The sequence below is a fragment of the Photobacterium sp. GB-50 genome, assembly GCF_003026755.1.
Lineage (GTDB): Bacteria > Pseudomonadota > Gammaproteobacteria > Enterobacterales > Vibrionaceae > Photobacterium.
The window spans coordinates 157059-180784 of sequence record NZ_PYNX01000001.1 but is presented as its reverse complement, the minus strand read 5'-3'; the positions used below and the strand labels follow the sequence as shown (position 1 = coordinate 180784).

20 protein-coding genes are annotated in these 23726 nt (G+C 40.1%); 12 read left to right on the top strand and 8 right to left on the bottom strand.

Translation table 11 applies throughout. The features are described 5' to 3' along the window. Positions 1-38 precede the first annotated feature (38 nt). Both nrdA and ubiG read right to left on the bottom strand, forming a co-directional pair. Positions 39-2306 carry a class 1a ribonucleoside-diphosphate reductase subunit alpha gene (gene nrdA, locus C9J41_RS00785; protein WP_107205691.1) on the bottom strand — a complete coding sequence of 756 codons (2268 nt, stop codon included), beginning with the start codon at positions 2304-2306 and terminating at the stop codon, positions 39-41. A gap of 552 nt (positions 2307-2858) precedes the next feature. Then, positions 2859-3569 (bottom strand): bifunctional 2-polyprenyl-6-hydroxyphenol methylase/3-demethylubiquinol 3-O-methyltransferase UbiG, encoded by a 711-nt coding sequence (ubiG, locus tag C9J41_RS00780; protein WP_107205692.1) that lies wholly within the window; start codon positions 3567-3569, stop codon positions 2859-2861. Between the two features lie 171 nt (positions 3570-3740). Here ubiG and C9J41_RS21765 point away from each other — a divergent pair, with 171 nt between their 5' ends. The 4 genes from C9J41_RS21765 (at position 3741) to C9J41_RS00765 (ending at position 10725) form a co-directional block, all read left to right on the top strand. Then, positions 3741-3887, top strand: coding sequence for a hypothetical protein (locus C9J41_RS21765; protein ID WP_158259261.1), 147 nt, complete (start codon positions 3741-3743; stop codon positions 3885-3887). 445 nt (positions 3888-4332) lie between these two features. Next, positions 4333-6999, top strand: coding sequence for a DNA topoisomerase (ATP-hydrolyzing) subunit A (gene gyrA, locus C9J41_RS00775; protein WP_107294092.1), 2667 nt, complete (start codon positions 4333-4335; stop codon positions 6997-6999). A 434-nt stretch (positions 7000-7433) separates the two neighbouring features. Continuing rightward, the gene (serC, locus tag C9J41_RS00770) at positions 7434-8516 is read left to right on the top strand and encodes a 3-phosphoserine/phosphohydroxythreonine transaminase (RefSeq protein ID WP_107287025.1); all 1083 of its coding nucleotides are present in this window, start codon (positions 7434-7436) and stop codon (positions 8514-8516) included. Positions 8517-8709: 193 nt separating this feature from the next. Continuing rightward, positions 8710-10725, top strand: a complete 2016-nt coding sequence (locus tag C9J41_RS00765) for an EAL domain-containing protein (protein WP_107294091.1) — start codon at positions 8710-8712, stop codon at positions 10723-10725. Between the two features lie 31 nt (positions 10726-10756). Here the strand turns inward: C9J41_RS00765 and C9J41_RS00760 are convergent, their stop codons facing one another. From C9J41_RS00760 to C9J41_RS00750, 3 genes are read right to left on the bottom strand one after another with little or no spacing between them, the layout of a single operon-like run. Further along, a complete protein-coding gene (locus tag C9J41_RS00760; protein ID WP_107259492.1) occupies positions 10757-11281 on the bottom strand; it encodes a lipocalin family protein in 525 nt (174 codons plus the stop codon). Between the two features lie 10 nt (positions 11282-11291). Continuing rightward, on the bottom strand, positions 11292-12542 hold the full coding sequence (locus C9J41_RS00755) for a HAMP domain-containing sensor histidine kinase (protein ID WP_107294090.1): 1251 nt from the start codon (positions 12540-12542) through the stop codon (positions 11292-11294). Next, entirely contained in the window at positions 12511-13182 is a 672-nt protein-coding gene (locus C9J41_RS00750; RefSeq protein WP_005370856.1) for a response regulator transcription factor, read from the bottom strand. The genes C9J41_RS00755 and C9J41_RS00750 overlap by 32 nt, the downstream gene beginning before the upstream one ends. 91 nt (positions 13183-13273) lie before the next feature. Between C9J41_RS00750 and C9J41_RS00745 the strand changes: the two genes are divergently transcribed. Next, entirely contained in the window at positions 13274-14413 is a 1140-nt protein-coding gene (locus C9J41_RS00745) for a DUF5666 domain-containing protein (protein WP_107287021.1), read from the top strand. A gap of 43 nt (positions 14414-14456) precedes the next feature. On the opposite strand, the gene C9J41_RS00740 is transcribed toward C9J41_RS00745, so the two are convergent. Next, on the bottom strand, positions 14457-14882 hold the full coding sequence (locus C9J41_RS00740) for an NUDIX hydrolase (protein WP_107205699.1): 426 nt from the start codon (positions 14880-14882) through the stop codon (positions 14457-14459). Positions 14883-15044: 162 nt separating this feature from the next. On the opposite strand from C9J41_RS00740, the gene aroA reads away from it, so the two are divergent. The 7 genes from aroA to pyrF all read left to right on the top strand — a co-directional run bounded on the left by aroA (position 15045) and on the right by pyrF (position 21836). Then, entirely contained in the window at positions 15045-16325 is a 1281-nt protein-coding gene (gene aroA / locus C9J41_RS00735) for a 3-phosphoshikimate 1-carboxyvinyltransferase (protein ID WP_107205927.1), read from the top strand. Positions 16326-16541: 216 nt separating this feature from the next. After that, positions 16542-17219, top strand: coding sequence for a (d)CMP kinase (gene cmk, locus C9J41_RS00730; RefSeq protein WP_107205700.1), 678 nt, complete (start codon positions 16542-16544; stop codon positions 17217-17219). A gap of 123 nt (positions 17220-17342) precedes the next feature. Then, positions 17343-19013 (top strand): 30S ribosomal protein S1, encoded by a 1671-nt coding sequence (rpsA, locus tag C9J41_RS00725; RefSeq protein WP_005370867.1) that lies wholly within the window; start codon positions 17343-17345, stop codon positions 19011-19013. A gap of 79 nt (positions 19014-19092) precedes the next feature. Continuing rightward, a complete protein-coding gene (ihfB, locus tag C9J41_RS00720) occupies positions 19093-19383 on the top strand; it encodes an integration host factor subunit beta (RefSeq protein WP_008986714.1) in 291 nt (96 codons plus the stop codon). Between the two features lie 129 nt (positions 19384-19512). Then, positions 19513-19797, top strand: coding sequence for a LapA family protein (locus C9J41_RS00715; RefSeq protein ID WP_107245474.1), 285 nt, complete (start codon positions 19513-19515; stop codon positions 19795-19797). A gap of 6 nt (positions 19798-19803) precedes the next feature. Beyond that, entirely contained in the window at positions 19804-20973 is a 1170-nt protein-coding gene (lapB, locus tag C9J41_RS00710) for a lipopolysaccharide assembly protein LapB (RefSeq protein WP_107205701.1), read from the top strand. A gap of 152 nt (positions 20974-21125) precedes the next feature. Next, entirely contained in the window at positions 21126-21836 is a 711-nt protein-coding gene (pyrF, locus tag C9J41_RS00705; protein ID WP_107245472.1) for an orotidine-5'-phosphate decarboxylase, read from the top strand. Between the two features lie 67 nt (positions 21837-21903). Here pyrF and C9J41_RS00700 read toward each other — a convergent pair whose 3' ends face one another. Continuing rightward, positions 21904-22728: an ATP-binding cassette domain-containing protein gene (locus C9J41_RS00700; protein WP_107205703.1), complete on the bottom strand. Its 825-nt coding sequence runs from the start codon at positions 22726-22728 to the stop codon at positions 21904-21906. Continuing rightward, entirely contained in the window at positions 22725-23726 is a 1002-nt protein-coding gene (locus C9J41_RS00695) for an oligopeptide/dipeptide ABC transporter ATP-binding protein (RefSeq protein ID WP_107205704.1), read from the bottom strand. Before C9J41_RS00695 ends, C9J41_RS00700 begins: the two co-directional genes overlap by 4 nt.

The following is a 23726-nucleotide window of genomic DNA, read 5'->3' as shown; positions in this document are numbered from 1 at the left end:
TCAAATCAAAGGGGAGCCATGAGGCTCCCATTTAATAATTAAATTTTACAACTGGTGCAATCGTCCGCTGCCATATCACCCTGACTATCAGAGGCACCATCACGAGTGTTATGGTAGTAAAGGGTTTTTACACCAAGTTTGTAAGCATTTAGTAGATCCTTAAGTAGCAGCTTCATTGGAACTTTACCGCCAGCTTGCTTACTTGGATCATAATTGGTGTTAGCCGAGATCGCTTGGTCGATAAATTTCTGCATGATACCCACAAGTTGTAGGTAACCATCGTTACTGCCGATATTCCATAGTAGCTCGTAGTTATCTTTGTACTTAGCGTAATCAGGAACAACTTGCTTCAGGATACCATCTTTTGACGCTTTAACTGAAACGAAACCTCGTGGTGGCTCAATACCATTTGTCGCATTAGAAATTTGCGACGATGTTTCTGATGGCATTAATGCCGATAGGGTTGAGTTACGTAGACCGTGTGTTTTGATCTCTTCACGTAATGTTTCCCAATCGTAGCGTAATTCAGCAGAACAAATATTATTGATATCTTTTTTATAGGTATCAATAGGTAGAATGCCTTGTGCATAGGTTGTCTCATTAAAGGCAGGGCAAGCACCTTGCTCTTTAGCCAGACTCACAGATGCTTTCAATAAGTAATATTGAATTGCTTCAAAGGCTTCGTGTGTCAGGTTATTTGCGCTGCCGTCAGAGTAACGCACACCATTTTTCGCTAAGTAGTAAGCAAAGTTAATCACACCCACACCTAATGTACGACGGTTCATCGTTGAACGACGCGCTGCTGGAAGTGGGTAATCTTGGTAATCCAATAACGCATCAAGCGCACGAACAGTTAGCTCTGCTAGCTCTTCTAAATCATCAAGGCTATCAATAGCACCTAAGTTAAATGCAGACAGCGTACACAGTGCAATTTCACCGTTTTCATCTTCAACGTTGTTCAGTGGCTTAGTCGGCAGTGCGATTTCAAGACACAGGTTAGATTGACGAATAGGAGCAACCGCCGGATCAAATGGGCTGTGTGTATTACAGTGATCAACGTTTTGGATGTAAATACGACCTGTTGACGCACGCTCTTGCATCAGTAGTGAGAACAAATCAATTGCCTTGATTGTTTCACGCTTAATGCTGCTATCTTGCTCATATTTTAGGTATAAACGCTCGAACTCGTCTTGATCAGCAAAGAATGCATCGTACATTCCTGGTACGTCAGAAGGAGAAAACAGAGAAATATTTTCGCCTTTGATCAAACGGGTGTACATCAGTTTGTTGATTTGAACGCCGTAATCCATATGACGAACACGGTTTTCTTCAACACCACGGTTATTTTTAAGCACTAACAGTGATTCAACTTCACGGTGCCAAATAGGGTAGAACAGTGTTGCTGCACCACCACGCACGCCGCCTTGAGAACAGCATTTAACAGCAGTCTGGAAGTATTTGTAAAATGGAATACAGCCTGTATGGAAAGCTTCACCACCACGAATTTCAGAGCCTAGTGCACGAATACGGCCGGCATTAATACCAATACCTGCACGCTGCGATACGTAACGAACAATAGAACTTGCCGTCGCATTGATAGAATCAAGGCTGTCATCACATTCAATCAGTACACAAGAGCTAAATTGACGTGTAGGCGTACGAACACCAGACATAATTGGTGTTGGTAGTGAAATTTTAAATAGTGATGATGCATCATAGAAACGCTTAATGTAATCAAGACGTGTTTCTTTTGGATACTTATTAAATAAAGCTGCTGCAATCAGGATGTATAGGAATTGGGCACTTTCAAAAATTTCACCTGATACACGGTTTTGAACAAGGTATTTACCTTCAAGCTGTTTAACCGCTGCGTATGAAAAGTTCATATCGCGCCAGTGATCGATAAAAGTATCCATCACTGCGAATTCTTCTGCGGTGTAATCTTCTAACAAGTGGCTGTCGTATTTACCTTTAGCTACAAGGTTTTTAACGTGCTCATATAGCTTTGGTGGCTCAAATTGACCGTACGCTTTTTTGCGTAGATGGAAAATCGCCAAGCGTGCAGCAAGGTATTGGTAATCAGGAGTCTCTTCAGAGATTAAATCCGCCGCAGCTTTGATGATTGTTTCATGGATATCATCAGTACGGATACCATCGTAAAACTGGATATGAGACTTTAGTTCTACTTGAGATACAGAAACGTTTTCTAAACCTTCTGCAGCCCATTCAATTACGCGGTGGATTTTATCTAAATCGATATTTTCAGTACGGCCGTCGCGCTTGGTAACTGTTAGTTGTTGAGTCATTTTTAGTTAGTTTCCCAGTTTTCCTTGCATATGAGCTTTTTTTGCAACTTTCTATAAGTAGATTAGCAAAGAATGTGATCTTTGATAAAAATTCTTGTAAGACAAAAACACTATATGTTGGGGTGTGCTGTCAAAGTGATTACAAGATAGTGGTGATTTCTTTTTTTTGCAAGATGACATTTTTTGACCAGCTGTGGATAAGATGGGGATTTTTATAAAAAAGTCAGTGCCTACTTACTTAACTCGCTAATGCCATCAATTAGATAGCAAATTGCAATATTGGATGGTGAGATTTTAGTGAGAAAAAAAATATTTTTTTGTTGAAATTTAGTGGTTTTAGGAGTTCAAAAATTGTTGTGAGTGATATCAATAAATACTAAGTAACCCTTGATATGACAAGATATTTTTGAGTGACTATGTACACAGTTTATTGGTCTAATGTTATTGAGATGTTTATTGATAGAAGAGTTGAAATGCATAAGGTGGAATAACAAGAGCGGAGCTTCAACATTGAATACGCAATGTTGAAGCTAAAAGCGTCATTTATGTAGGTTAGCTTTGCTTTTGGGTGTGAACAATATAGTTCACATCAACATTGGAGCCTAAACTATAAGCATTTGTTAGAGGATTATAATGTAAACCGATAATATGACGCTCTTCTAATTCTGTTTTATCAATCATTGCTATTAATTCAGAAGGGCGAATGAACTTATTATGATCATGTGTTCCCTTGGGAACGATACGCATCACATGCTCAGCACCAACAATAGCAAAAAGGTAAGATTTGAGATTACGGTTTAAGGTTGAAAAGAAAACGTGGCCGCCCGGCTTAACCATTCTCGCACAGGCTGCAATTATTGATGCTGGATCAGGAACATGCTCTAGCATTTCCATGCATGTAATAACATCATAATATCCATGACGCTCATCAGCATGCTCTTCTGCTGTTGCTTGAATGTAGTCTAACTTTGTCCCTGTTTCTAATGCATGTAAACGAGCAACAGTTAATGGTTCTTTGCCCATATCGAGACCAGTTACTTCAGCACCTTCAATTGCCATACTTTCAGCTAAGATGCCACCGCCACAACCGACATCGAGTACCTTTTTGCCAAAGAGGCCATTAGCGTGATCAATAACGTAATTTAGACGAAGGGGATTAATTTGATGGAGAGGTTTAAATTCACCTTCTAGATCCCACCAGCGAGAGGCCATATCTTCAAATTTACTGATCTCTGCTGGATCAACATTTAGTGGTTTGCTCATTACATTGATGCCATTTTCCTTAATTGATACTGTGCATTATGCGAAATAATTGAATGGTTGCAAAGCGGTAAAATAAAGGGTGATTGATTCAGAAAAGAAATAGCCAAACGAGATGTGTTTGGCTATTTGATTATGTATTGATAGCAAAACTAATCATTAAAGGAGGTTAAGGTGGCAGGAATAAGCTCTGGGCTCACAGAGCCACCAAGAAAAGTGAGTGTCGCGAGTATTGCCATTAATATGTATTTTCCAATGACTATTGATAGTCCAATTATATTTATTGCTGTACCCATCAGCGTATCCTCATACATCCATTAAGTAGGCGTATAATAAGATTTTTGACCTAAAACCTGCCTATCTATTGTATATTGTGTATATTGGTTTAGTAACCACACTATCTTAATGGGTATTGGGGGCGTAAAAGTTGCGACAACTCTCAATCTTATGATTCATTAATCAATTGCAACGCATACAGTAAAAAATTAAGTTATCACTCTAGTTTTTACAAATCGTTACATATTCGGTAAGTTAAAATAGTTACATTATGATTTGAGTTGTTCTTCCAATAGTGTGTAATTTATAAACAGGTGCATATATTCAATTCACAATTGTGACATCGTTTATTTCTGTTTTATTTCATTTCCGCTAAATTACTCACAACATAAGTCGTGAAAGGTGTGCCTATTAGGGCTGTAATATGCTATATTCTTACGCCTTGCACGTATAAAAATACGACAGAAATTACCTGAGGGATATTGGCTCCATGAGCGATCTTGCAAAAGAGATCACGCCCATAAATATTGAAGATGAGCTGAAAAGCTCTTACCTCGACTATGCGATGTCAGTAATCGTTGGTCGTGCTCTTCCTGATGTGCGTGATGGCCTTAAGCCAGTACACCGCCGCGTTTTATTCGCGATGAATGTACTAGGCAATGACTGGAATAAAGCATATAAAAAATCTGCCCGTGTGGTAGGTGATGTTATCGGTAAATATCACCCACATGGTGATAGTGCTGTGTACGATACAATTGTACGTATGGCCCAACCATTCTCGTTGCGTTACATGCTCGTAGATGGTCAGGGTAACTTTGGTTCAATCGACGGCGATTCAGCCGCTGCGATGCGTTATACCGAAGTTCGTATGTCTAAAATCGCACATGAACTACTTGCTGATCTAGATAAAGAAACTGTGGATTATGTACCAAACTACGATGGTACAGAGCAAATCCCTGCAGTATTACCAACAAAGATCCCTAACCTATTGGTGAATGGCTCTTCTGGTATTGCTGTAGGTATGGCAACAAATATTCCGCCACACAATCTAGGTGAAGTGATCAATGGCTGTTTGGCTTACATCAATGATGAAGACATCACCATTGATCAGCTAATGGAATATATTCCAGGCCCAGATTTCCCGACAGCTGCAATGATCAGCGGTCGTAAAGGGATTATTGACGCTTATCATACTGGCCGCGGTAAAGTTTACATGCGTGCCAAAGCGGAGATTGAAGTTGAGAAGAATGGTAAAGAAACCATTGTTGTTCACGAAATTCCGTACCAAGTTAACAAGGCTCGCTTAATCGAGAAGATTGCAGAGCTTGTTAAAGATAAGAAAGTTGAAGGCATTAGTGCACTACGTGACGAATCTGATAAAGATGGTATGCGTATTGTTATTGAATGTAAGCGTGATGCTGTGGGTGAAGTTGTACTTAACAACCTTTATGCACAAACTCAGCTACAAACCACATTCGGCATCAACATGGTTGCACTGGATAACGGTCAGCCAAAAATCTTTAACTTAAAAGAAATGCTGAAGTGCTTCGTGAATCACCGCCGTGAGGTGGTAACACGTCGTACTATTTACGAATTGCGTAAAGCGCGTGATCGTGCACACATCCTTGAAGGTCTTGCTCTTGCTTTGGCTAACATTGATGAAATTATTGAGCTTATCCGCCGTGCACCAACACCTGCAGAAGCGAAAGCTGGTTTAATTGCACGTGGCTGGGATCTTGGTAATGTAGCAGCAATGCTTGAGCGTGCTGGTACAGATGCTGCACGTCCTGAGTGGCTGGAAGAGCAATTCGGTATTCGTGATAATCAGTACTACTTAACTGAACAGCAAGCACAAGCGATTCTTGATCTTCGTCTACACAAGCTAACAGGGCTTGAGCACGAGAAGATTTTAGAAGAGTACAAAGCACTGCTTGATGAAATCGCGGAACTAATGTACATCCTGTCAAGCTCTGAGCGCTTGATGGAAGTGATCCGTGAAGAGCTAGAGCTAGTTAAAGAGCAGTTTAACGATGAACGTCGTACTGAGATCACTGCTGCTAGCCACGACATCGATTTAGAAGATTTAATCACTCAAGAAGATGTTGTTGTAACGCTATCTCATGAAGGTTACGTTAAGTATCAAGTTTTAAGCGACTATGAAGCACAGCGTCGTGGTGGTAAAGGTAAAGCTGCAACGCGTATGAAGGAAGAAGACTTCATTGAGCGTCTGTTAGTTGCTAATACTCACGATACGATTTTATGTTTCTCTAGTCGTGGCCGTATGTACTGGCTGAAGGTATATCAATTACCATTAGCAAGCCGTACTGCACGTGGTAAGCCAATTGTGAACATTCTACCTCTTGAAGAAAATGAGCGTATCACCGCTATTCTTCCAGTACGTGAATACACAGAAGACAAGTTCGTCTTTATGGCAACCGCTGACGGTACAGTGAAGAAAACACCATTAACTGACTTTAGTCGTCCTCGTAGTGCCGGTATTATTGCCGTTAATCTACGTGAAGGTGATTCATTGATCGGTGTTGATGTTACTGACGGTGACTGCGACATCATGCTGTTCTCTGCATTTGGTAAAGTTGTTCGCTTCTACGAAAGTCCTGTGATTGATGCTGAAGGCAACGCGAAAGGCGGTGTTCGAGGTATGGGCCGTACTGCCGCAGGTGTTCGTGGTATCAAGCTTGCTGAAGGCGATAAAGTGATTTCACTTATCGTTCCTCATAACGATGGTGATGTACTAACAGTAACTGAAAACGGTTACGGTAAGCGTACAGAACTGGCTGAATACCCAGCGAAGAGCCGCGCAACGCAAGGTGTTGTATCGATTAAGGTTTCTGAGCGTAATGGTAGCGTTGTTGGTGCTATTCAAGCAGAAGACGGCGATGAATTCATGATGATCACTAACGCTGGTACGCTAGTTCGTACTCGTGTTTCTGAAGTAAGTCGTGTTGGTCGTAACACTCAAGGTGTAACGCTTATTCGTACTTCTGAAGGCGAGAAAGTTGTTGGCCTTCAACGTATTGATGAACCAGAAGAAGAATTAATTGAAGATGCGGAATTAGTTAAAGGCGAAGCTGTAGAAAATGCACAGCAGCTGCCAGCAACTGATACCAGCTCTGATGATTCAACTGAACAAGAATAAGTTATCTTAACTTGTTGATGAGATGGCGATTACTCCTAGAGTAGTCGCCATTTTTTTATCTCGTATTTTGCTTTTATTAAGAATGTATCAATATAGTTATTAAAACGCTCAATACGTGAGTTTTTGAATAAATCTACGTTGTCGTATTCGAAATATTTCAGGAAAATTCAATTATTCCAAATATTCATCTGCGCATCATTTTTTTGTTGGTAGGCTTTTTGTACTTTGTTTATTCATCAAGCTAGCAATTTATAATAAAAACTTTTAAGTTGCTTAATAAAGGTGTAAAAACAAAGGATTGACATTTGCTGTCGTGGCAATGTTTTCTCTTATGTTGTTTTATAATGCTAAAAACGTTATGTGTTTGGTGTTATTAGCTTTATGAAGCAATAGGCATTTATTTTATTTCCCCAAGCAGGAGCAAAGTCAAAATTATGGATAAGGTTTATAACTTTTGCGCAGGACCCGCAATGATCCCCGCAGATGTTCTCGCTAAAGCTCAACAAGAATTGATTAACTGGAATGGTTTAGGTACTTCTGTGATGGAAGTCAGCCACCGTAGTAAAGAATTTCTTGCTGTTGCTGCACAATCAGAACAAGATTTACGCGATCTTTTGAATATTCCTGCTAACTACCATGTGCTGTTCTGCCATGGTGGTGCACGTGGACAGTTTGCCGCTGTACCGTTAAATTTATTGGGTGATGCAGAAACCGCTGATTATATGGATGGTGGCTTCTGGGCGCACAGTGCGATTGAAGAAGCAAAGAAATATTGCCAGCCAAATGCGATTGATATTACCTGTGAAAAAGACGGAAAAAAGGCAGTACTACCAGCTTCACAATGGCCACTCTCTGACGATGCGGCATTTGTGCATTTTTGTCCAAATGAAACGATTGATGGCATTGAAATCCGTGATTTACCTCAGACGGATAAACCCATTGTGGCTGATATGTCATCAACAATTTTATCGCGTAAGATTGATGTATCAAAATACGGTGTAATTTACGCCGGTGCGCAAAAGAACATTGGCCCTGCTGGCTTAACGATTGTTATTGTACGTGATGATTTGCTTGGTAAAGCTAAATCTATTCTACCAAGTATTCTTGATTACACGGTTTTGGTAGAAAAAGAGTCAATGTTTAATACACCCCCAACATTTGCATGGTACTTAGCTGCTGAAGTCTTTAAATGGCTAAAAGCTGTTGGTGGGGTAGAAGCGATGGAAGAGCGTAATCTCGCTAAAGCTAAATTACTGTATGACTTTGTTGATCACTCTGACTTTTATATCAACGAAGTACACAGTGATAATCGTTCAATTATGAATGTGCCGTTTCAATTACAAAATGCTGAGTTGGATAACTTATTTTTAGAGCAAGCAGATTTGGCTGGTTTAAAAGCATTGAAAGGACATCGTGCAGTGGGGGGGATGCGTGCATCAATCTACAATGCGATGCCATTAGAAGGTGTTCAAGCATTAGTTGATTTTATGGCTAAATTTGAAAAAGAATACGCGTAAAATCAAATAAAATTAAAGCCATAGTAGTCGATATTATGGCTTTTTTTATTTTTATAATGTTTAAAAATAGTAGTGTAATGATATAAATAGAGACGCTAATTTCTGTTACTATTTTTAACAGTTTTATTATTGATGAAAAGCTTTTCATATATATAATCGCGCGATTATCCCCCCTAGAATAGCTTTTATCGTTATGTGGAAAATGGCGTCAATTAAGTCATATTACAACAACTATATTAAAGATATATCGATTGTCTTTTTATTGTTATTGCCATTAACGATTTGTAACGCAATAACCATATTTGTTGGTCACTCCTTAAATATTGCAGGATTAACACAAGCTGCGAGTACGTTTTTCTATTTCTCAGATTTACTAATAGGTATTTATCCTATTACGTTGTGTATTATCACAAGCTATTACATTTCAACGAAACATGGTGTCAATGCTATGGTTGTTGTGCCGTATTCATTGCTTATGTACATTGCGATTTCGGTGCCTAATGATCTTGTTGCGGCAAATACAGGATTACCTAATAATCCTCTGATTGCGTTACTGACGGCTATTATTTCAGCAATCTGTTGCGTGTCGTTTCGTTTATTTCCACTTGATCCGTCTCGTTTAGATTTTGTGAAAACACTTTATATACAAGTGGCTCACTTTTTTGCTTTTCTATTGATGACACTTGCACTCGCAAAGTTAATGGAAAGTTTCCTCGCTTTTAGTACAGGTGCGAGCCAATTTATAACGTTAAATCCATTAACTTTTTTAGGCGGTCTTGCATACCAATTTATCTTGGGGTTATTGGGTGCTGTTGGTATTAATGGGCATAACTTTTTATTTCGCGCAAAGCAGCAACTTTTTGAAAACACACAATTAAACATTGCAGCATGGCAAGCTGGAGATGCACCGTTAAATGTCTTAGGGCAAGGTTTTTATGATGCATTTTTATCAATGGGGGGCTCTGGAAACACGATCAGCCTTTTGCTATGTATTTTATTGTTTTCAAAAGATCGTCGCCACATCACGTTAGCAATATCTGCGATACCATTAGTGATCTTTAATATTAATGAGTTATTACTGTTTGGTTTGCCTATTATATTTAATCCAATATTAATTGTGCCTTTTGTGTGTGTACCGTTAGCTAGTTTTGTTGTGGTTTATAGCGCGATATCATTAGGCTTGGTAAATCATGTTGGTACGATTGTTGACTGGATGACACCGCCATTGTTAAGTGGCTATATTGCGACCCAAAATAGTATTGGTGGCGTTGTTCTACAGTTTGTGGTGATAACACTTGGCGTGATGATTTATCGTCCGTTTTATTTGAATTATGTTGGGCGAAGTCGTCAAAATAACATGACGATGAGCCGACAGTCAGAATTAGAAAGCTCAACATTTAAAACCTTCTTAGGTGATATAAACAAAATGATGGGTAGTTATGTGAGTAAGCATGATATAAGCCGTCGGGTTAATCATATGCTTAATAACGGTGAGTTTTTGATGCATTATCAGCCACAGGTAAACGTAACTAATGCGACGAAATTATCTTTTGAGGCGCTAGTTCGTTATAAAGATAAAACGGGTAAACTAAATCCGCCAATCTTTATTAATGATTTTTATCAGCTTGGTGCAATTAAACAATTGGATCAGATGGTTATCGATCTCGTTTTAAATGATATGCAAAGTATGCCTCTAGCTAATGGCTGTAAAGTATCGGTGAATATTTCAGCTGAGAGTATTGCTGATCCTGCAATTATTTATCTGATCATGGAGCGCTTACGCTTTTATAATATTGACCCAGAAAATTTAGAAGTTGAGATCACAGAAGAAGCTATTATCACTGAAGATAAGCAGATTTCTAAAAATATAGATGCACTACAAGCATTAGGGATCACTGTTGCTATCGATGACTTTGGCTCGGGTTACGCGTCGTTCCCGCATTTACTTAAATTTAACTTCGATAAGGTAAAACTTGATAGATCGTTGTTATTGAATACGCAAAATGAGCGAGAAAAGAACCTTTACCAATTGTTAGCTAAGATCAGTGAAGTAACGGGCTGTGTTCTGGTTGCAGAAGGCATTGAGACGGAACAAGAAAAACAGTTTGTTGAACAGTGTGGTATCGATATTTGCCAAGGCTATTATTTTGCTAAACCTATGCCATTAGATGAGGCACAGGTTTGGGCTAACAGTAAGATCCGGATTTAACAAAAAGCCACAGCATTATGTGGCTTTTTGTTTATTGTTTTGGATATATCAGCTTATCTGTATCGAAACCTGCTTTTTTAGCAATGTTGATATAACGTTCTAATTGCTGTGGGCTTATTTGCTTGTGACGAGATAATAACCAGAAGTAATCGTAGTTGTAACTGCTGATCAGCGCGGTTGAATAGTCTGGCTCTAAATAAAAAATAATATAGCTGCCATAAAAAGGGCCAAAGAAAGAGACTTTAAGGTAGCCAACATTATCATCTTCTACAAATTTGGCTTTACCAATGGCTTCTTTCCATTCTTTTAACTGAGTGTTAAATCCACGATTAACGACTTTTACGCTGCCATCTTCATTCATACTGTAAGTTGCAGTGACATAGTCTAAATCACGCTCAAAGCTATGATCCATTCTTGCTATTTCATGCCACGTTCCCAAGTATTTATTAAGCACAAAAGGTGTTACTGCTTCAATATTGTTGGGTTTACCTGTTGTGCATCCAAACATGGTTGCGATTAACATGATAAAACTTAGCGATTTGATATATTTTGCCATTAATTATTCCTTAATTATTTGGCGGTAAAAATATGACGCTAACGGTAAAGCTGACATTGTCATTGGTTATATGGTAAGGCCAATTCATCCTTTCACAGATCCGTTGCACAATAACTAAACCACACCCATAGCCTTGATTATAGATCTCATTACCATCATGACGGTTAGTAATCATTAGCGTATTTTTGTTTAACTTAATAATAATGTCACCAACGCTATAACTAAATGCATTTTTTATTAGATTGTTAATAATAATGGTGATGAAACTGAGTGGTGCACTGATCGGGGTGTTACATGAAAGCGTCAGCTGATAATTGGTATCTTGTTTAGCAAATAAAGGTTTCATAACCGTAAGCTGCTTACTTAATTCGTCTTCTATATCACAAACGACAAAATGTTGCGGCTCTATATGCTGCTTTCCTAATAACAAAAAAGTTTCTGTGAGAATTTTCATATCCTCACTGGCTTGGTGTAAACGGTTGATCGCCTTTTTTGCAATCATGGGTTGATTAGGAACCTTATCAAGCAGCTCTGCCGAGCCCTGAATAATCATAATAGGCGTACGTAACTCATGCGATGCAAACCGGCTGAATTCTTGCTCTCGCTGAAAGTAATGTGAGATCTCACGTTTACTATCTAATAACGCTTGTTCAATTGCGCGTGTTTCATTGTATTGGGTATCAATAGTAAACTCAGTATGATCTGGCTGCATTTGACCGATCTTATGTTTAATTTGTTCAAATGGATGCGATAGCGAACGAATAAAATAAAAACTATATCCGCCCATTAATAGTGATAACAATACGCCGAAAATAAAAGTGAAGTAGTGTAAGCTATTTTCAAACTCATCTAAGTAATCATCAGCATCATCTTGGTACACAACATACATAAAGCCTTTTCCTGATGGGTGTTTAAAGACAATAAAGTGTTTATCTTCAGTACCGCGGAGGTGTTCATAAAATCCGGGTCTACGGTATGGTTTAAGCCAATCGGGTAACGAATTTTGGCTCCAATAACTTTTAAATTCACTATTGTTGGGAAGAGGGGCTTTTTCGCCCATTTTCTTATAATCAATTTGGTACTGGGAAGATTCCTTATCTAACCAGTGATGAAGACTAATTACTTCTAATCGATTTTCTGCAATATAAATGACGATCCAAAAGAGTACGAACATACTGAATGCCATGACACTGACACTAAGTCCAACCTTTTGGTAAAGACTTGGATATTTATGCAGCTTTGATACGGTAGCCTTGTCCATGAATTGTCTCTAATCGTGATTCAGAAAAACCTTTGTCAATGGCGTTGCGTAAACCATAAATATGACTTCGTAATGCATCACTACAGGGCGATTCTTCTCCCCAAATGGTTTCTATTATTTGCTGTCTAGTGACAACATTAGGTGCATGTTGAACCAATAATTTTAATATCTTTAGTTGAGTACGATTTAATTTTATTATGTGGTTTTCTCTACGTACTTCATCTGTTTGGTTGTTTATTTGAATATCTGCATAGCTTAGCAATCCAATATCTTTACGCTGACCACGATTAGCGAGTGCCTTTATTCGAAGAGACAGCTCTTCCATCGCAAATGGCTTTAGAAGGTAATCATCGCCACCGGCTTTAAAGGCTGCGATTTTATCGTCGAGTGTATCTTTCGCCGTAAGGAAAAGAATTGGCGCGCCGCAAAAAAGCTCATTCCGAATTTTAGCAACGGTCGAAATACCATCCAATTTAGGCATCATGATATCCATGATAATCACGTCATAATAATTATCTTTAATTAATTTAAGCGCACTTTCACCGTGGTAAGCACAGTCAACAATATTGCCTTCAAGCTCTAGATAGTCAGAGATTGTTTCAACGATTTGGTCATTATCATCAGCAATGAGTATTTTCACGTTTGGCCTTATGTTTTTCACGAATATTTCACAGAGGTAATATTAATATAGTTTTCAATAAAACAACATTCATAATTATAAAGGTTAGTTGATGAAAAAATTGCTCTTAGCGGTAGTGATTGGTGTTGCTCTTTCTGGTTGCGGCGGCGGCGGTGGTAGTGATGAGAGTAAACCGACTCCACCACCTGTTGTTGATATTAAGCCTACAGCAGCACAAGGTACTATTAAGAGTGTGGACTATGATTACAACACTATTAATGTGAATGGTCATAGTTACAAGGTAGAGCAAGTTAAGTATGGCTCTCAAGTGCTACCTATCACTAGCCTTAAACCTGATATGATGGTTGAAGTTTCAATGTTATCCAGAAGCGGTGCTGTTGTTTCTGTTGAGCCGACAATGGTGGGTGTAGTCACAACAATTAGTGCAGATCGTAAAACATTTGTAGTGAATGGTGTGACGTTATCTTTTGCATTAGATCGCCACATTGAATTACATGATTGGGTTATGGTGTCTTCACTGCCACAAGCCACTGCGGATGGTCTTGGATATAAAGTATTGTCGGTTGTAAAAATCGAACAAGAAGATGTTGCGGGTCAATATGAAATTGAAGGTCGTTTGAGCGGTTTAGATCAAAACACGCAAACCTTTAAACTAGGCGCTACTACAAAAGTTTTCTTTACCCCTTACGTCATCGAAGATAATGCCAAATTGATGAATGGTCAGTGGGTCGAAGTTAAAGGCCAAATGATTAATGATGAGTTTCATGCAAGTGAAGTGGAAGTAGAAACGTATGATGACTTTGATGATGATCATGAAATTGAAGGTATTGTCACTTGGGTAAATAGTGATAAATCCCAATTTGAATTAAATGCACGTGGGCGCTTTATTGTTAATGCACTAACGCGCTTTGAAGACGGAACTAAAGCACATTTAGCTGCAGGCGAACTGGTTGAAGTTACAGCGTTTAATGGTGTTGCTAAAGAGATTGAATTTGAACGTGGCTTTGGCGGTGAAACAGGCAACTGGCGTGAATTTGATCGTGAAGGCTATGTAACCTCAGTAGGGGATGAGCATTTTAGGATGGCTGGTGAAACATTCTATGTTGATGCTTATACCGAGTTTGAAGACTTTTTAACATTAGAGACGTTACATGGACAATACGTTGAGGTTGAAGGTGTCATTATTAACGGTAAGAAAGTTGCACGTGAAATTGAGCGTGAAGATGACTAATTAGCCATTTTAATAACTAAGAGCACCTAAGGGTGCTTTTAGTTTATTCACTGACACAAAATCGATTTCCTAAATAGCAGCGAATAGCTTGTTCGCTAGCATCAAATTGTGGTGATGGAACATGATGAGGATCGACCCATAACCAATGCTCACATTTATCAGGCTCTTTTAGTTGGACTTCACCTGTAAATGATGTTGCTAACAAAGTAACACTAATATAATGCTTTCCACATTCATCATAAGTTTCTAGGTTGTTAGTTACAGCTATAACCTCGGGATCATAAATCGTTAAATTTGTTTCTTCTTTAACTTCACGAATCGCGCATTGACGAAATGTTTCACCAACCTCCATATGACCGCCTGGAATGGAATAGTAGGGAGCGTGACTGTTTTTTCGTTTTCCTATCAAAATCTGGTTTTGCTCATTCACAATGATGATACCGATCCCGACCATAGGAGTTGTCGTCATTACTACTGTCCTTTAATCCGCTGTTGCATCCTATTGATTTTACCAAATAATAAATCAAATATCGTGATTGTTATAGTGAGCAAGGAACGGGTACTAGCTAACTGATGCAATATTCGTTAATCTTCTTAAAGGTTAAAGAATTAGGATTGGATGAATAATCAAATGGAAAGTATAACGTTACAGCCGATAGCTAAGATCAATGGTGAAGTAAATTTACCGGGCTCAAAGAGTGTTTCGAATCGCGCCCTATTATTGGCAGCGTTAGCAACAGGTACTACACGCCTCACTAATTTATTAGATAGTGATGATATTCGCCATATGCTTAACGGATTAAAGCAGTTAGGTGTGAATTACCAATTATCTGAAGATAAAACAGTTTGTGAAGTTGAAGGCTTGGGCCGCGCATTTTCACCTAATGAGCCCCTTGAATTATATTTAGGCAATGCGGGTACAGCGATGCGTCCGCTTGCAGCTGCATTGTGTTTAGGCGGCGGTGAATTTGTACTAACGGGTGAGCCGCGAATGAAAGAGCGTCCTATTGGTCATCTTGTTGACGCGTTGCGTAGTGCTGGCGCGGACATTACTTATCTCGAAAATGAAAACTATCCACCACTAAAGATTATGGGTACTGGCTTAAAAGGTGGCGAGGTTGAGATTGATGGCTCTATTTCAAGCCAGTTTTTGACCGCTTTCTTAATGGCTGCACCTTTAGCACAAGCAGACACTGTTATACGCATTAAGGGTGATTTGGTATCAAAACCTTACATTGATATTACGCTACATATTATGGCGCAGTTTGGTGTTGAAGTTGAAAACCGTAATTATCAAGAGTTCGTTGTTCGAGGTAATCAAACCTATGTTTCACCTGGTGAATTACTTGTTGAAGGCGATGCATCTTCAGCCTCATATTTCTTAGCGGCTGCTGCGATTAAAGGTGGCGAAGTAAAAGTCACTGGTATTGGTAAAAAGAGTATTCAGGGTGATATTCAATTTGCAGATGCGCTTGCTGCGATGGGGGCGGATATCGAGTGGGGCGATGATTATGTTATTGCTCGTTGTGGAGAATTAAGCGCAGTAGATATGGATTTTAACCATATTCCTGATGCGGCAATGACTATTGCAACAACTGCATTGTTTGCCAAAGGTACAACATCGATTCGTAATGTTTATAACTGGCGTGTAAAAGAGACTGATCGTTTAGCTGCAATGGCGACAGAGCTTCGTAAAGTTGGCGCAGAAGTCGAAGAGGGTGAGGATTATATCACTATCGTGCCACCAACCATCTTACAGCATGCGGCGATTGATACTTATGATGACCATAGAATGGCGATGTGTTTCTCGCTGGTGGCATTGAGCGATACACCAGTGACGATTAATGATCCAAAGTGTACCTCAAAAACATTCCCTGACTATTTTGATAAATTAAAGGGATTGAGTTGTTAAGACTGTAATAAATTTTTCTGATAACTGAGATTACATTTTTACAAGCCTGATCTTCTTGCATCAGGCTTTTTTATTGGCGTAAAAAGAAACATAAGGTTAGGACATTACACTATAAATTGAGATTTTTTTTCCGTATAATGTGCCACCGTTTGAAGGTACAGAGAAACCTTTGGTTCTGTCTTTCATCTGTTACGGAAACTACATCGGAGAAAACCTATGTCTACTCATGCTCCAGTCATCACTGTTGATGGTCCAAGCGGCGCCGGAAAGGGGACGCTATGTATGCTATTAGCAGAAAAACTGGGCTGGAATTTATTAGATTCTGGTGCAATTTACCGTGTTTTAGCATTAGCGGCTATTCATCATGGTGTTGATATCGAATCAGAAGACGCTTTAGTTCCTCTTGCTGCGCACTTAGATGTTCAGTTTATTGCAGAAGGTGAGTTGGTTAAGGTTATTCTTGAAGGTGAAGATGTTTCTGGCACGCTTCGCACTGAAGAAGTAGGTAATACAGCATCAAAAGTGGCTGCTTTACCTCGCGTTCGAGAAGCATTACTACGTCGTCAACGCGCCTTTAATGAGCAACCAGGCCTTGTGGCAGATGGTCGCGATATGGGAACCGTTGTTTTTCAAGGCGCAGAAGTAAAAATCTTTCTTGATGCAAGTGCAGAAGAACGCGCAACTCGACGTATGAATCAGTTGCAAAAAAAAGGCTTAGATGTTAACTTTGCCAGCCTTTTAAGCGAAATTCAGGAACGAGACTACCGCGATCGTAATCGTGCTGTAGCGCCTTTACGTCCTGCTGATGACGCATTAGTACTGGATTCAACCGAATTATCGATTGAACAGGTACTTGAGAAAGTCTTAGCATATGTTGATGCTAAGCTAAAATAACGAATCCATATTTAGTTGTGTGAACAGCTAAATAACGTCAGTGTCATGGATGATAACTGACTTTATTATCAACCCCATGCGGTAGGATACCCATGGTTGTTTATCATATTGAAGATTAATTAAATGACTGAATCTTTTGCTCAACTCTTTGAAGAGTCGCTAAACCAAGTTGAAACTCGCCCAGGTGCAATCGTTAAAGGTACTGTAGTAGCTATCGAAAACGGTTACGTACTAGTTGACGCTGGTCTAAAATCTGAGTCATCTATTCCTGCTGAAGAATTCAAGAACGCTGCTGGCGAACTAGAAATCGAAGTTGGTGCTCAGGTAGACGTTGCTCTTGACGCGATCGAAGACGGTTTCGGTGAAACTAAACTTTCTCGTGAGAAAGCTAAGCGCCACGAAGCTTGGATCCAGCTTGAAAAAGCTTACGAAGATGCTGAAACAGTTGTTGGTATCATCAACGGTAAAGTTAAGGGCGGCTTCACAGTTGAACTTAACGGCATCCGTGCGTTCCTACCAGGTTCACTAGTAGACGTACGTCCAGTTCGTGACACTGCTCACCTAGAAAACAAAGAACTTGAGTTCAAAGTAATCAAGCTAGACCAGAAGCGTAACAACGTTGTTGTTTCTCGTCGCGCAGTTATCGAATCTGAGAACAGCGTTGAGCGTGATGAACTACTTGCTTCTCTACAAGAAGGTATGGAAGTTAAAGGTATCGTTAAGAACCTTACTGACTACGGCGCATTCGTTGATCTTGGCGGTGTTGACGGTCTTCTACACATCACTGACATGGCTTGGAAGCGTGTTAAGCACCCTTCTGAAATCGTTAATGTTGGCGATGAAATCAACGTTAAAGTTCTTAAGTTTGACCGTGAGCGTACTCGCGTATCACTAGGTCTTAAGCAACTTGGCGAAGATCCATGGGTTGCAATCGCTAAGCGTTACCCAGAAAGCACTAAGCTTACTGGCCGCGTAACTAACCTAACTGACTACGGCTGCTTCGTTGAAATCGAAGAAGGCGTTGAAGGTCTAGTACACGTTTCTGAAATGGATTGGACTAACAAAAACATCCACCCATCTAAAGTTGTTAACGTGGGCGACGAAGTTGAAGTTATGGTTCTTGATATCGACGAAGAGCGTCGTCGTATCTCTCTAGGTCTTAAGCAGTGTAAAGCTAACCCATGGCAGTCATTTGCAGAAATGCAAGCTAAGGGCGACAAAGTTACTGGTAAGATCAAGTCTATCACTGATTTCGGTATCTTCATCGGTCTTGAAGGCGGCATCGACGGTCTAGTTCACCTATCTGACATTTCTTGGAATGTTTCTGGTGAAGACGCAGTTCGTGACTTCAAGAAAGGCGACGAAATCTCTGCAGTAGTTCTAGCAGTAGACGCTGAGCGTGAGCGTATCTCTCTAGGTGTTAAGCAAATCGAAGAAGACCCATTCAACTCTTTCGTTGCTGATACTAAGAAAGGTGCTCTAGTAACTGGTAAAGTTACTGCTGTTGACGCTAAAGGCGCAACTGTTGAGCTAGGCGAAGGCATCGAAGGTTACCTACGCGCTTCTGAAGCATCTGTAGACCGTGTTGAAGACGCAACTCTAGTTCTTTCTGTTGGCGATTCTGTTGAAGCTAAATTCACAGGCGTTGATCGTAAGAACCGCGTAATCAACCTATCTGTACGTGCTAAAGACGTTGCTGAAGAGCAAGAAGCAATGGCTACTCTGAACAAGCAAGATGATGCTGCGTTCGGTAATGCTATGGCTGACGCTTTCAAAGCTGCTAAAGGCGAATAATTGAGCATAGAGGGAATAGGCTTAGCTTTTTCCCTCTAAACGGCTATACTATTGAGAAACTTACTAAAACGGAGTGTTTATGACAAAGTCTGAGTTAATTGAAAGACTATGTAGTCAACAAACACATCTTTCAGCTAAACAAGTGGAAGATGCAATCAAGGATATCCTTGAAAATATGGCGAACACGCTTGCTGAAGGCGATCGCATTGAGATCCGTGGCTTTGGTAGCTTCTCATTGCATTACCGTGCTCCTCGCGTAGGTCGTAACCCTAAAACTGGTGATAAAGTTGAGTTGGACGGTAAATACGTTCCTCACTTCAAGCCAGGTAAAGAATTACGTGACCGTGTTAATGCATCAATTGCTGCTTAACCGCGAATAGAACAAAAAAACGGCATACTCTCAGTATGCCGTTTTTTTATGTCTTTTGATCATGGTCTGATGAGTAAAATTACTGCATAATCAATCTATCATATTGTTGATTTAGTGAGAGGATTCACGATGAAAATTTTGGGTATTATTGTTTTAGTTGCTGCATTCTTAATAACACTGGCTCTCGGTGCGCAAAACCAAATTTTAGTAAACTTTGACTATTTAGTTGCTCAAGGCGAATTCCAATTATCAACGCTATTAGGTATTGCATTTGGTTCTGGCTTTATCATTGGCTGGTTAATCTGTGGCACGCTATATCTAAAAGCACGTTTTGCTAAAAACCGCTTAGCGAAGAAAGTGGCAAAACAGCAACAAGAACTAGATTCTCTACGCGCACAGCCTGTAAAGGAATAAGTATTAATGCTTGAACTGTTGTTCCTACTATTACCTATTGCGGCAGCTTATGGCTGGTATATGGGTAACAGGAGCGCAAGTAACAATCGACAAGAGCAGTCTCACCGCTTATCTCGTCAATATGTAACAGGTCTTAATTTGCTGTTATCTGATCAATCAGATAAAGCCGTCGATCTGTTTATTGAGCTGCTTCAAGTTGATAGCGAAACTATCGATACTCACCTTGCTTTGGGTAACTTATTCCGAAGCCGAGGGGAGGTCGATCGTGCTATTCGTATTCACCAAAACTTGATTGCTCGTCCTAACTTGACGATAGAGCAACGTAATTTGGCGCTTCAGCAGTTAGCAAAAGATTATATGGTTGCGGGTTTTTTAGATCGTGCTGAACGTATCTTTGAACAATTGTTGGATGAACCTGAATATAAAAAGCCTGCGCTACAACAGTTATTGTCTATCTATCAGCAAACACGAGAGTGGGAAAATGCGATAGATATGGCTTCTCAACTCGTTAAATTAGGTAAAACAAAATTAAAGCATGATATTGCACACTATTGGTGTGAACTTGCCATGCTTGAAATGAGTGCGCAAAATCAGGATAAAGCGATTCAATGTTTGAAAAAGGCGCTCTCAGCAGATAAGCAGTGTGTCCGAGCCTCGATCACTATGGCTAAGATTCAGATTAAAGATAAAGATTTTAAGCAGGCAGCCAAAACGCTTGAACGTGTTCTAGAGCAAGATGCTGAATTTATTGGTGAAGCTTTACCTTTATTATTAGAATGTTACGATGCATTACATAATGAATCGGGCTGGCTGAAATATCTACAGCAATGTGTAGAAGCCAAAGCGGGGGCTTCAGCAGAACTGATGTTAGCAGACGAAATTGCGAAAAATGAAGGGGCTGTGTCTGCTCAAGCATTCATGACTCGTCAGCTACAAAAGAACCCGACTATGAGAGGCTTTTACCAGCTAATGGATTACCATTTAGATGAAGCGGAAGAAGGCCGTGCGAAAGAAAGTTTAACCAGCTTACGTCATCTTGTTGGTGAGCAATTAAAAATTAAACCGCGTTATCGTTGTCGCCAGTGTGGTTTTGCTACCCACTCATTGTATTGGCAATGTCCATCTTGTAAGAATTGGGGACAAGTTAAGCCAATTCGTGGATTAGATGGCGAATAATGCATTAAAAAATAAAGAAACCAGACATTGTGATCTGGTTTTTTTATGCCTAATAAAGCGTGAATTTTATTCGTAAACGTTTGCGTTTGATGTAGAATTTGCGTGCGGCTGGATTGCTGCAGTAGGAAAAATGAGATATCACAGGAGACTCAATGCTAGACGCTAAAGTAATAGACCCTAAAGTAATCGTAGCCCTTGATTATGATAATCAGAATGAGGCACTCGCTTTCGTCGATCGTATTGAGCCGGGAAGTTGCCGATTAAAAGTCGGTAAAGAGATGTTCACTTTTTTTGGTCCTGATTTCGTGCGTCAACTGCATGATCGGGGTCATTCTGTATTTTTAGACCTTAAATTTCACGATATTCCAAATACCTGTTCAAAGGCGGTAAAAGCGGCAGCAGAACTTGGTGTATGGATGGTTAACGTTCATGCGAGTGGTGGCGAGCGTATGATGACAGCTTCACGTGAAATTTTAGAGCCGTATGGTAAAGACCGCCCGCTATTGATTGGTGTAACGGTGCTAACCAGTATGGAAGCATCAGACTTAGCGGGTATTGGTATTAACTGCGAGCCTCATCAGCAAGTACTTAACCTTGCATCACTGGCAAAGAATAGTGGTTTAGATGGTGTGGTTTGTTCAGCTCATGAAGCTCATACGTTGAAACAAAGTCTAGGTCAGGGTTTTAAGCTAGTAACACCAGGTATTCGCCCTGCGGGGAGTGATGCAGGCGATCAGCGTCGAATCATGACACCCGTAGAGGCAATTTCTGCTGGTTCTGATTATCTCGTGATAGGTCGCCCAATAACACAAGCAGAAGATCCTGCAAGTGTCTTGGCACAGATAAACAAATCGCTTGTGTAGCATCCGCGATATAGATGTAAATGAGAAGCCCGCGTAAAAGCGGGCTTTTTCATTTTTATATTTTGCGTTATGTACTTATTTTGGGTGTTGAGTTATTAATTCGTGTGCTTTTATCTTTCTTTGGTGAGCTAAAGTGACTATCTAATAATTTTTGCGTTAATGGATGTTTGGGATTGTTAAATACATTCGCGGTACGGCCTTTCTCTACCACTTCACCATCTTGCATCACCATTACTTTGTCACTGAAGTGTTTTATCACCCCCATGTGCTGCGACACATAGATATAGGACAATCCCATTTCTTCTTGCAGTTCTAATAACAGGTTTATCATCTGAGAACGCATGGACATATCAAGCCCGTTTAGTGCTTCATCAGCAACGATAATACAGGGCTGAAGAATGAGAGCACGAGCTAATGAAACACGCTGTTTTTGACCCGTAGCCAGCATTTGTGGATAGAAATAGGCATGTTCAGGAAGTAAGCCAACTCGTTTTAGTGTATCCATAATACGTTTTTCACGCGCTTGCGGCGTCATATTGGTATTACGTTTTAATGGGCCTTCCAGAATACGACCAATTTGAATACGAGGATTAAGCGACGTATTCGGATCTTGGAAAATCATTCGGATCAGCTTACAGCGCGTTTGGTAATCACCGCTTGATAAGGTGTCACCATTTACGCGAATAATGCCACTGGTTGGTTCGACAACACCTGATAGCATTTTTGCTAAGGTTGATTTACCTGACCCATTTTCACCCAGTAATGCAATTGTTTCACCTGCTTCCAGATGAAAAGAGACCGGTTTCACGGCTTCAATTGTGCGTCTACGGAAAAGACTTGAACGATAGTGGTAATCTTTCTTTAGATTTTCTACTTCCAATAACGAACTCATTTACTGTCTTCCTCCATGTTTAGCGGGAAGTGACAGCTAAACTTATGGTTTTTAATTTTTCTACGTTTTGGCACTTCTACACATTTACGCTGGGCATGAGGACAACGAGGGCCTAATCGACAACCAATCGGTAAGTGCTGAAGTGGAGGAATAGATCCCGGTAACGTTTCTAGTTTCGTCTTATGGCTAATATTTTCTAAGCTAAAATCAGGCATAGCACGCATTAACGCAGCGGTATAAGGGTGATGCGGTGACTCTAATAACTGCTTAGAGGTGCCGGATTCAACCGATTGTCCACAATACATGACCGTAATTCTATCAGCCCACTGGGTAACCGTCGTAAGATCATGGCTGACTAATAAAATAGTGGTGTTACCTAATTGATTCATCCTGCTTAATAAGCGAAAAATTTGAGCTTGGGTAATTGGGTCTAAGTCGTTTGTGGGCTCATCGGCAATCAATAATCGTGGACGGTTTGCAATCGCCATTGCGATCATGACTTTTTGACATTCGCCATCGGTTAATTCATAAGGGTAACTTCGCATTACGCGTTTGTGCTCTTTGATACCGACTTTATGCAAAAGTGCGATAGCTTGTTTTTGACGCCAGTGAAAGCGCTGCCAAAAATGCCCAGTAAATGATGAAGAGGGAATGGCTTCTTCCAATTGTTCCCCAACTGTCTCAGAGGGATCAAGACAGGTTGATGGTTCTTGGAAGATCATTGCCATTTCACGGCCAACAATTTTTCGTCGCTCACGATGAGATAGAGTGAGTAAGTCAATATCACCTAAGCGCATGCGATCGGCACTGACGCGCCAATTATCTTTAGACACGCCTGCAATCGCTTTCGCGACAAGGCTTTTACCTGAACCTGATTCGCCCACTAAACCACGAATTTCGCTTTCATTAATGGTTATGCTCATTCTATCAACCGCTTTCACCATGCCTTGTGGTGTGTCGATTTCGATAGTGAGGTTGCGTATATCGAGTAATGGCAT

Coding starts and splice junctions, on each gene's coding strand:
- ubiG (WP_107205692.1), bottom strand. CDS start 3,569: ATGAGCAAACCACTAAATGTTGATCCAGCAGAGATCAGTAAATTTGAA.
- C9J41_RS00745 (WP_107287021.1), top strand. CDS start 13,274: ATGAAAAAATTGCTCTTAGCGGTAGTGATTGGTGTTGCTCTTTCTGGT.
- cmk (WP_107205700.1), top strand. CDS start 16,542: ATGTCTACTCATGCTCCAGTCATCACTGTTGATGGTCCAAGCGGCGCC.
- lapB (WP_107205701.1), top strand. CDS start 19,804: ATGCTTGAACTGTTGTTCCTACTATTACCTATTGCGGCAGCTTATGGC.
- aroA (WP_107205927.1), top strand. CDS start 15,045: ATGGAAAGTATAACGTTACAGCCGATAGCTAAGATCAATGGTGAAGTA.
- rpsA (WP_005370867.1), top strand. CDS start 17,343: ATGACTGAATCTTTTGCTCAACTCTTTGAAGAGTCGCTAAACCAAGTT.
- pyrF (WP_107245472.1), top strand. CDS start 21,126: ATGCTAGACGCTAAAGTAATAGACCCTAAAGTAATCGTAGCCCTTGAT.
- C9J41_RS00695 (WP_107205704.1), bottom strand. CDS start 23,726: ATGCCATTACTCGATATACGCAACCTCACTATCGAAATCGACACACCA.
- C9J41_RS00715 (WP_107245474.1), top strand. CDS start 19,513: ATGAAAATTTTGGGTATTATTGTTTTAGTTGCTGCATTCTTAATAACA.
- C9J41_RS00755 (WP_107294090.1), bottom strand. CDS start 12,542: ATGGACAAGGCTACCGTATCAAAGCTGCATAAATATCCAAGTCTTTAC.
- C9J41_RS00700 (WP_107205703.1), bottom strand. CDS start 22,728: ATGAGTTCGTTATTGGAAGTAGAAAATCTAAAGAAAGATTACCACTAT.
- C9J41_RS00740 (WP_107205699.1), bottom strand. CDS start 14,882: ATGACGACAACTCCTATGGTCGGGATCGGTATCATCATTGTGAATGAG.
- nrdA (WP_107205691.1), bottom strand. CDS start 2,306: ATGACTCAACAACTAACAGTTACCAAGCGCGACGGCCGTACTGAAAAT.
- C9J41_RS00760 (WP_107259492.1), bottom strand. CDS start 11,281: ATGGCAAAATATATCAAATCGCTAAGTTTTATCATGTTAATCGCAACC.
- gyrA (WP_107294092.1), top strand. CDS start 4,333: ATGAGCGATCTTGCAAAAGAGATCACGCCCATAAATATTGAAGATGAG.
- C9J41_RS00765 (WP_107294091.1), top strand. CDS start 8,710: ATGTGGAAAATGGCGTCAATTAAGTCATATTACAACAACTATATTAAA.
- serC (WP_107287025.1), top strand. CDS start 7,434: ATGGATAAGGTTTATAACTTTTGCGCAGGACCCGCAATGATCCCCGCA.
- ihfB (WP_008986714.1), top strand. CDS start 19,093: ATGACAAAGTCTGAGTTAATTGAAAGACTATGTAGTCAACAAACACAT.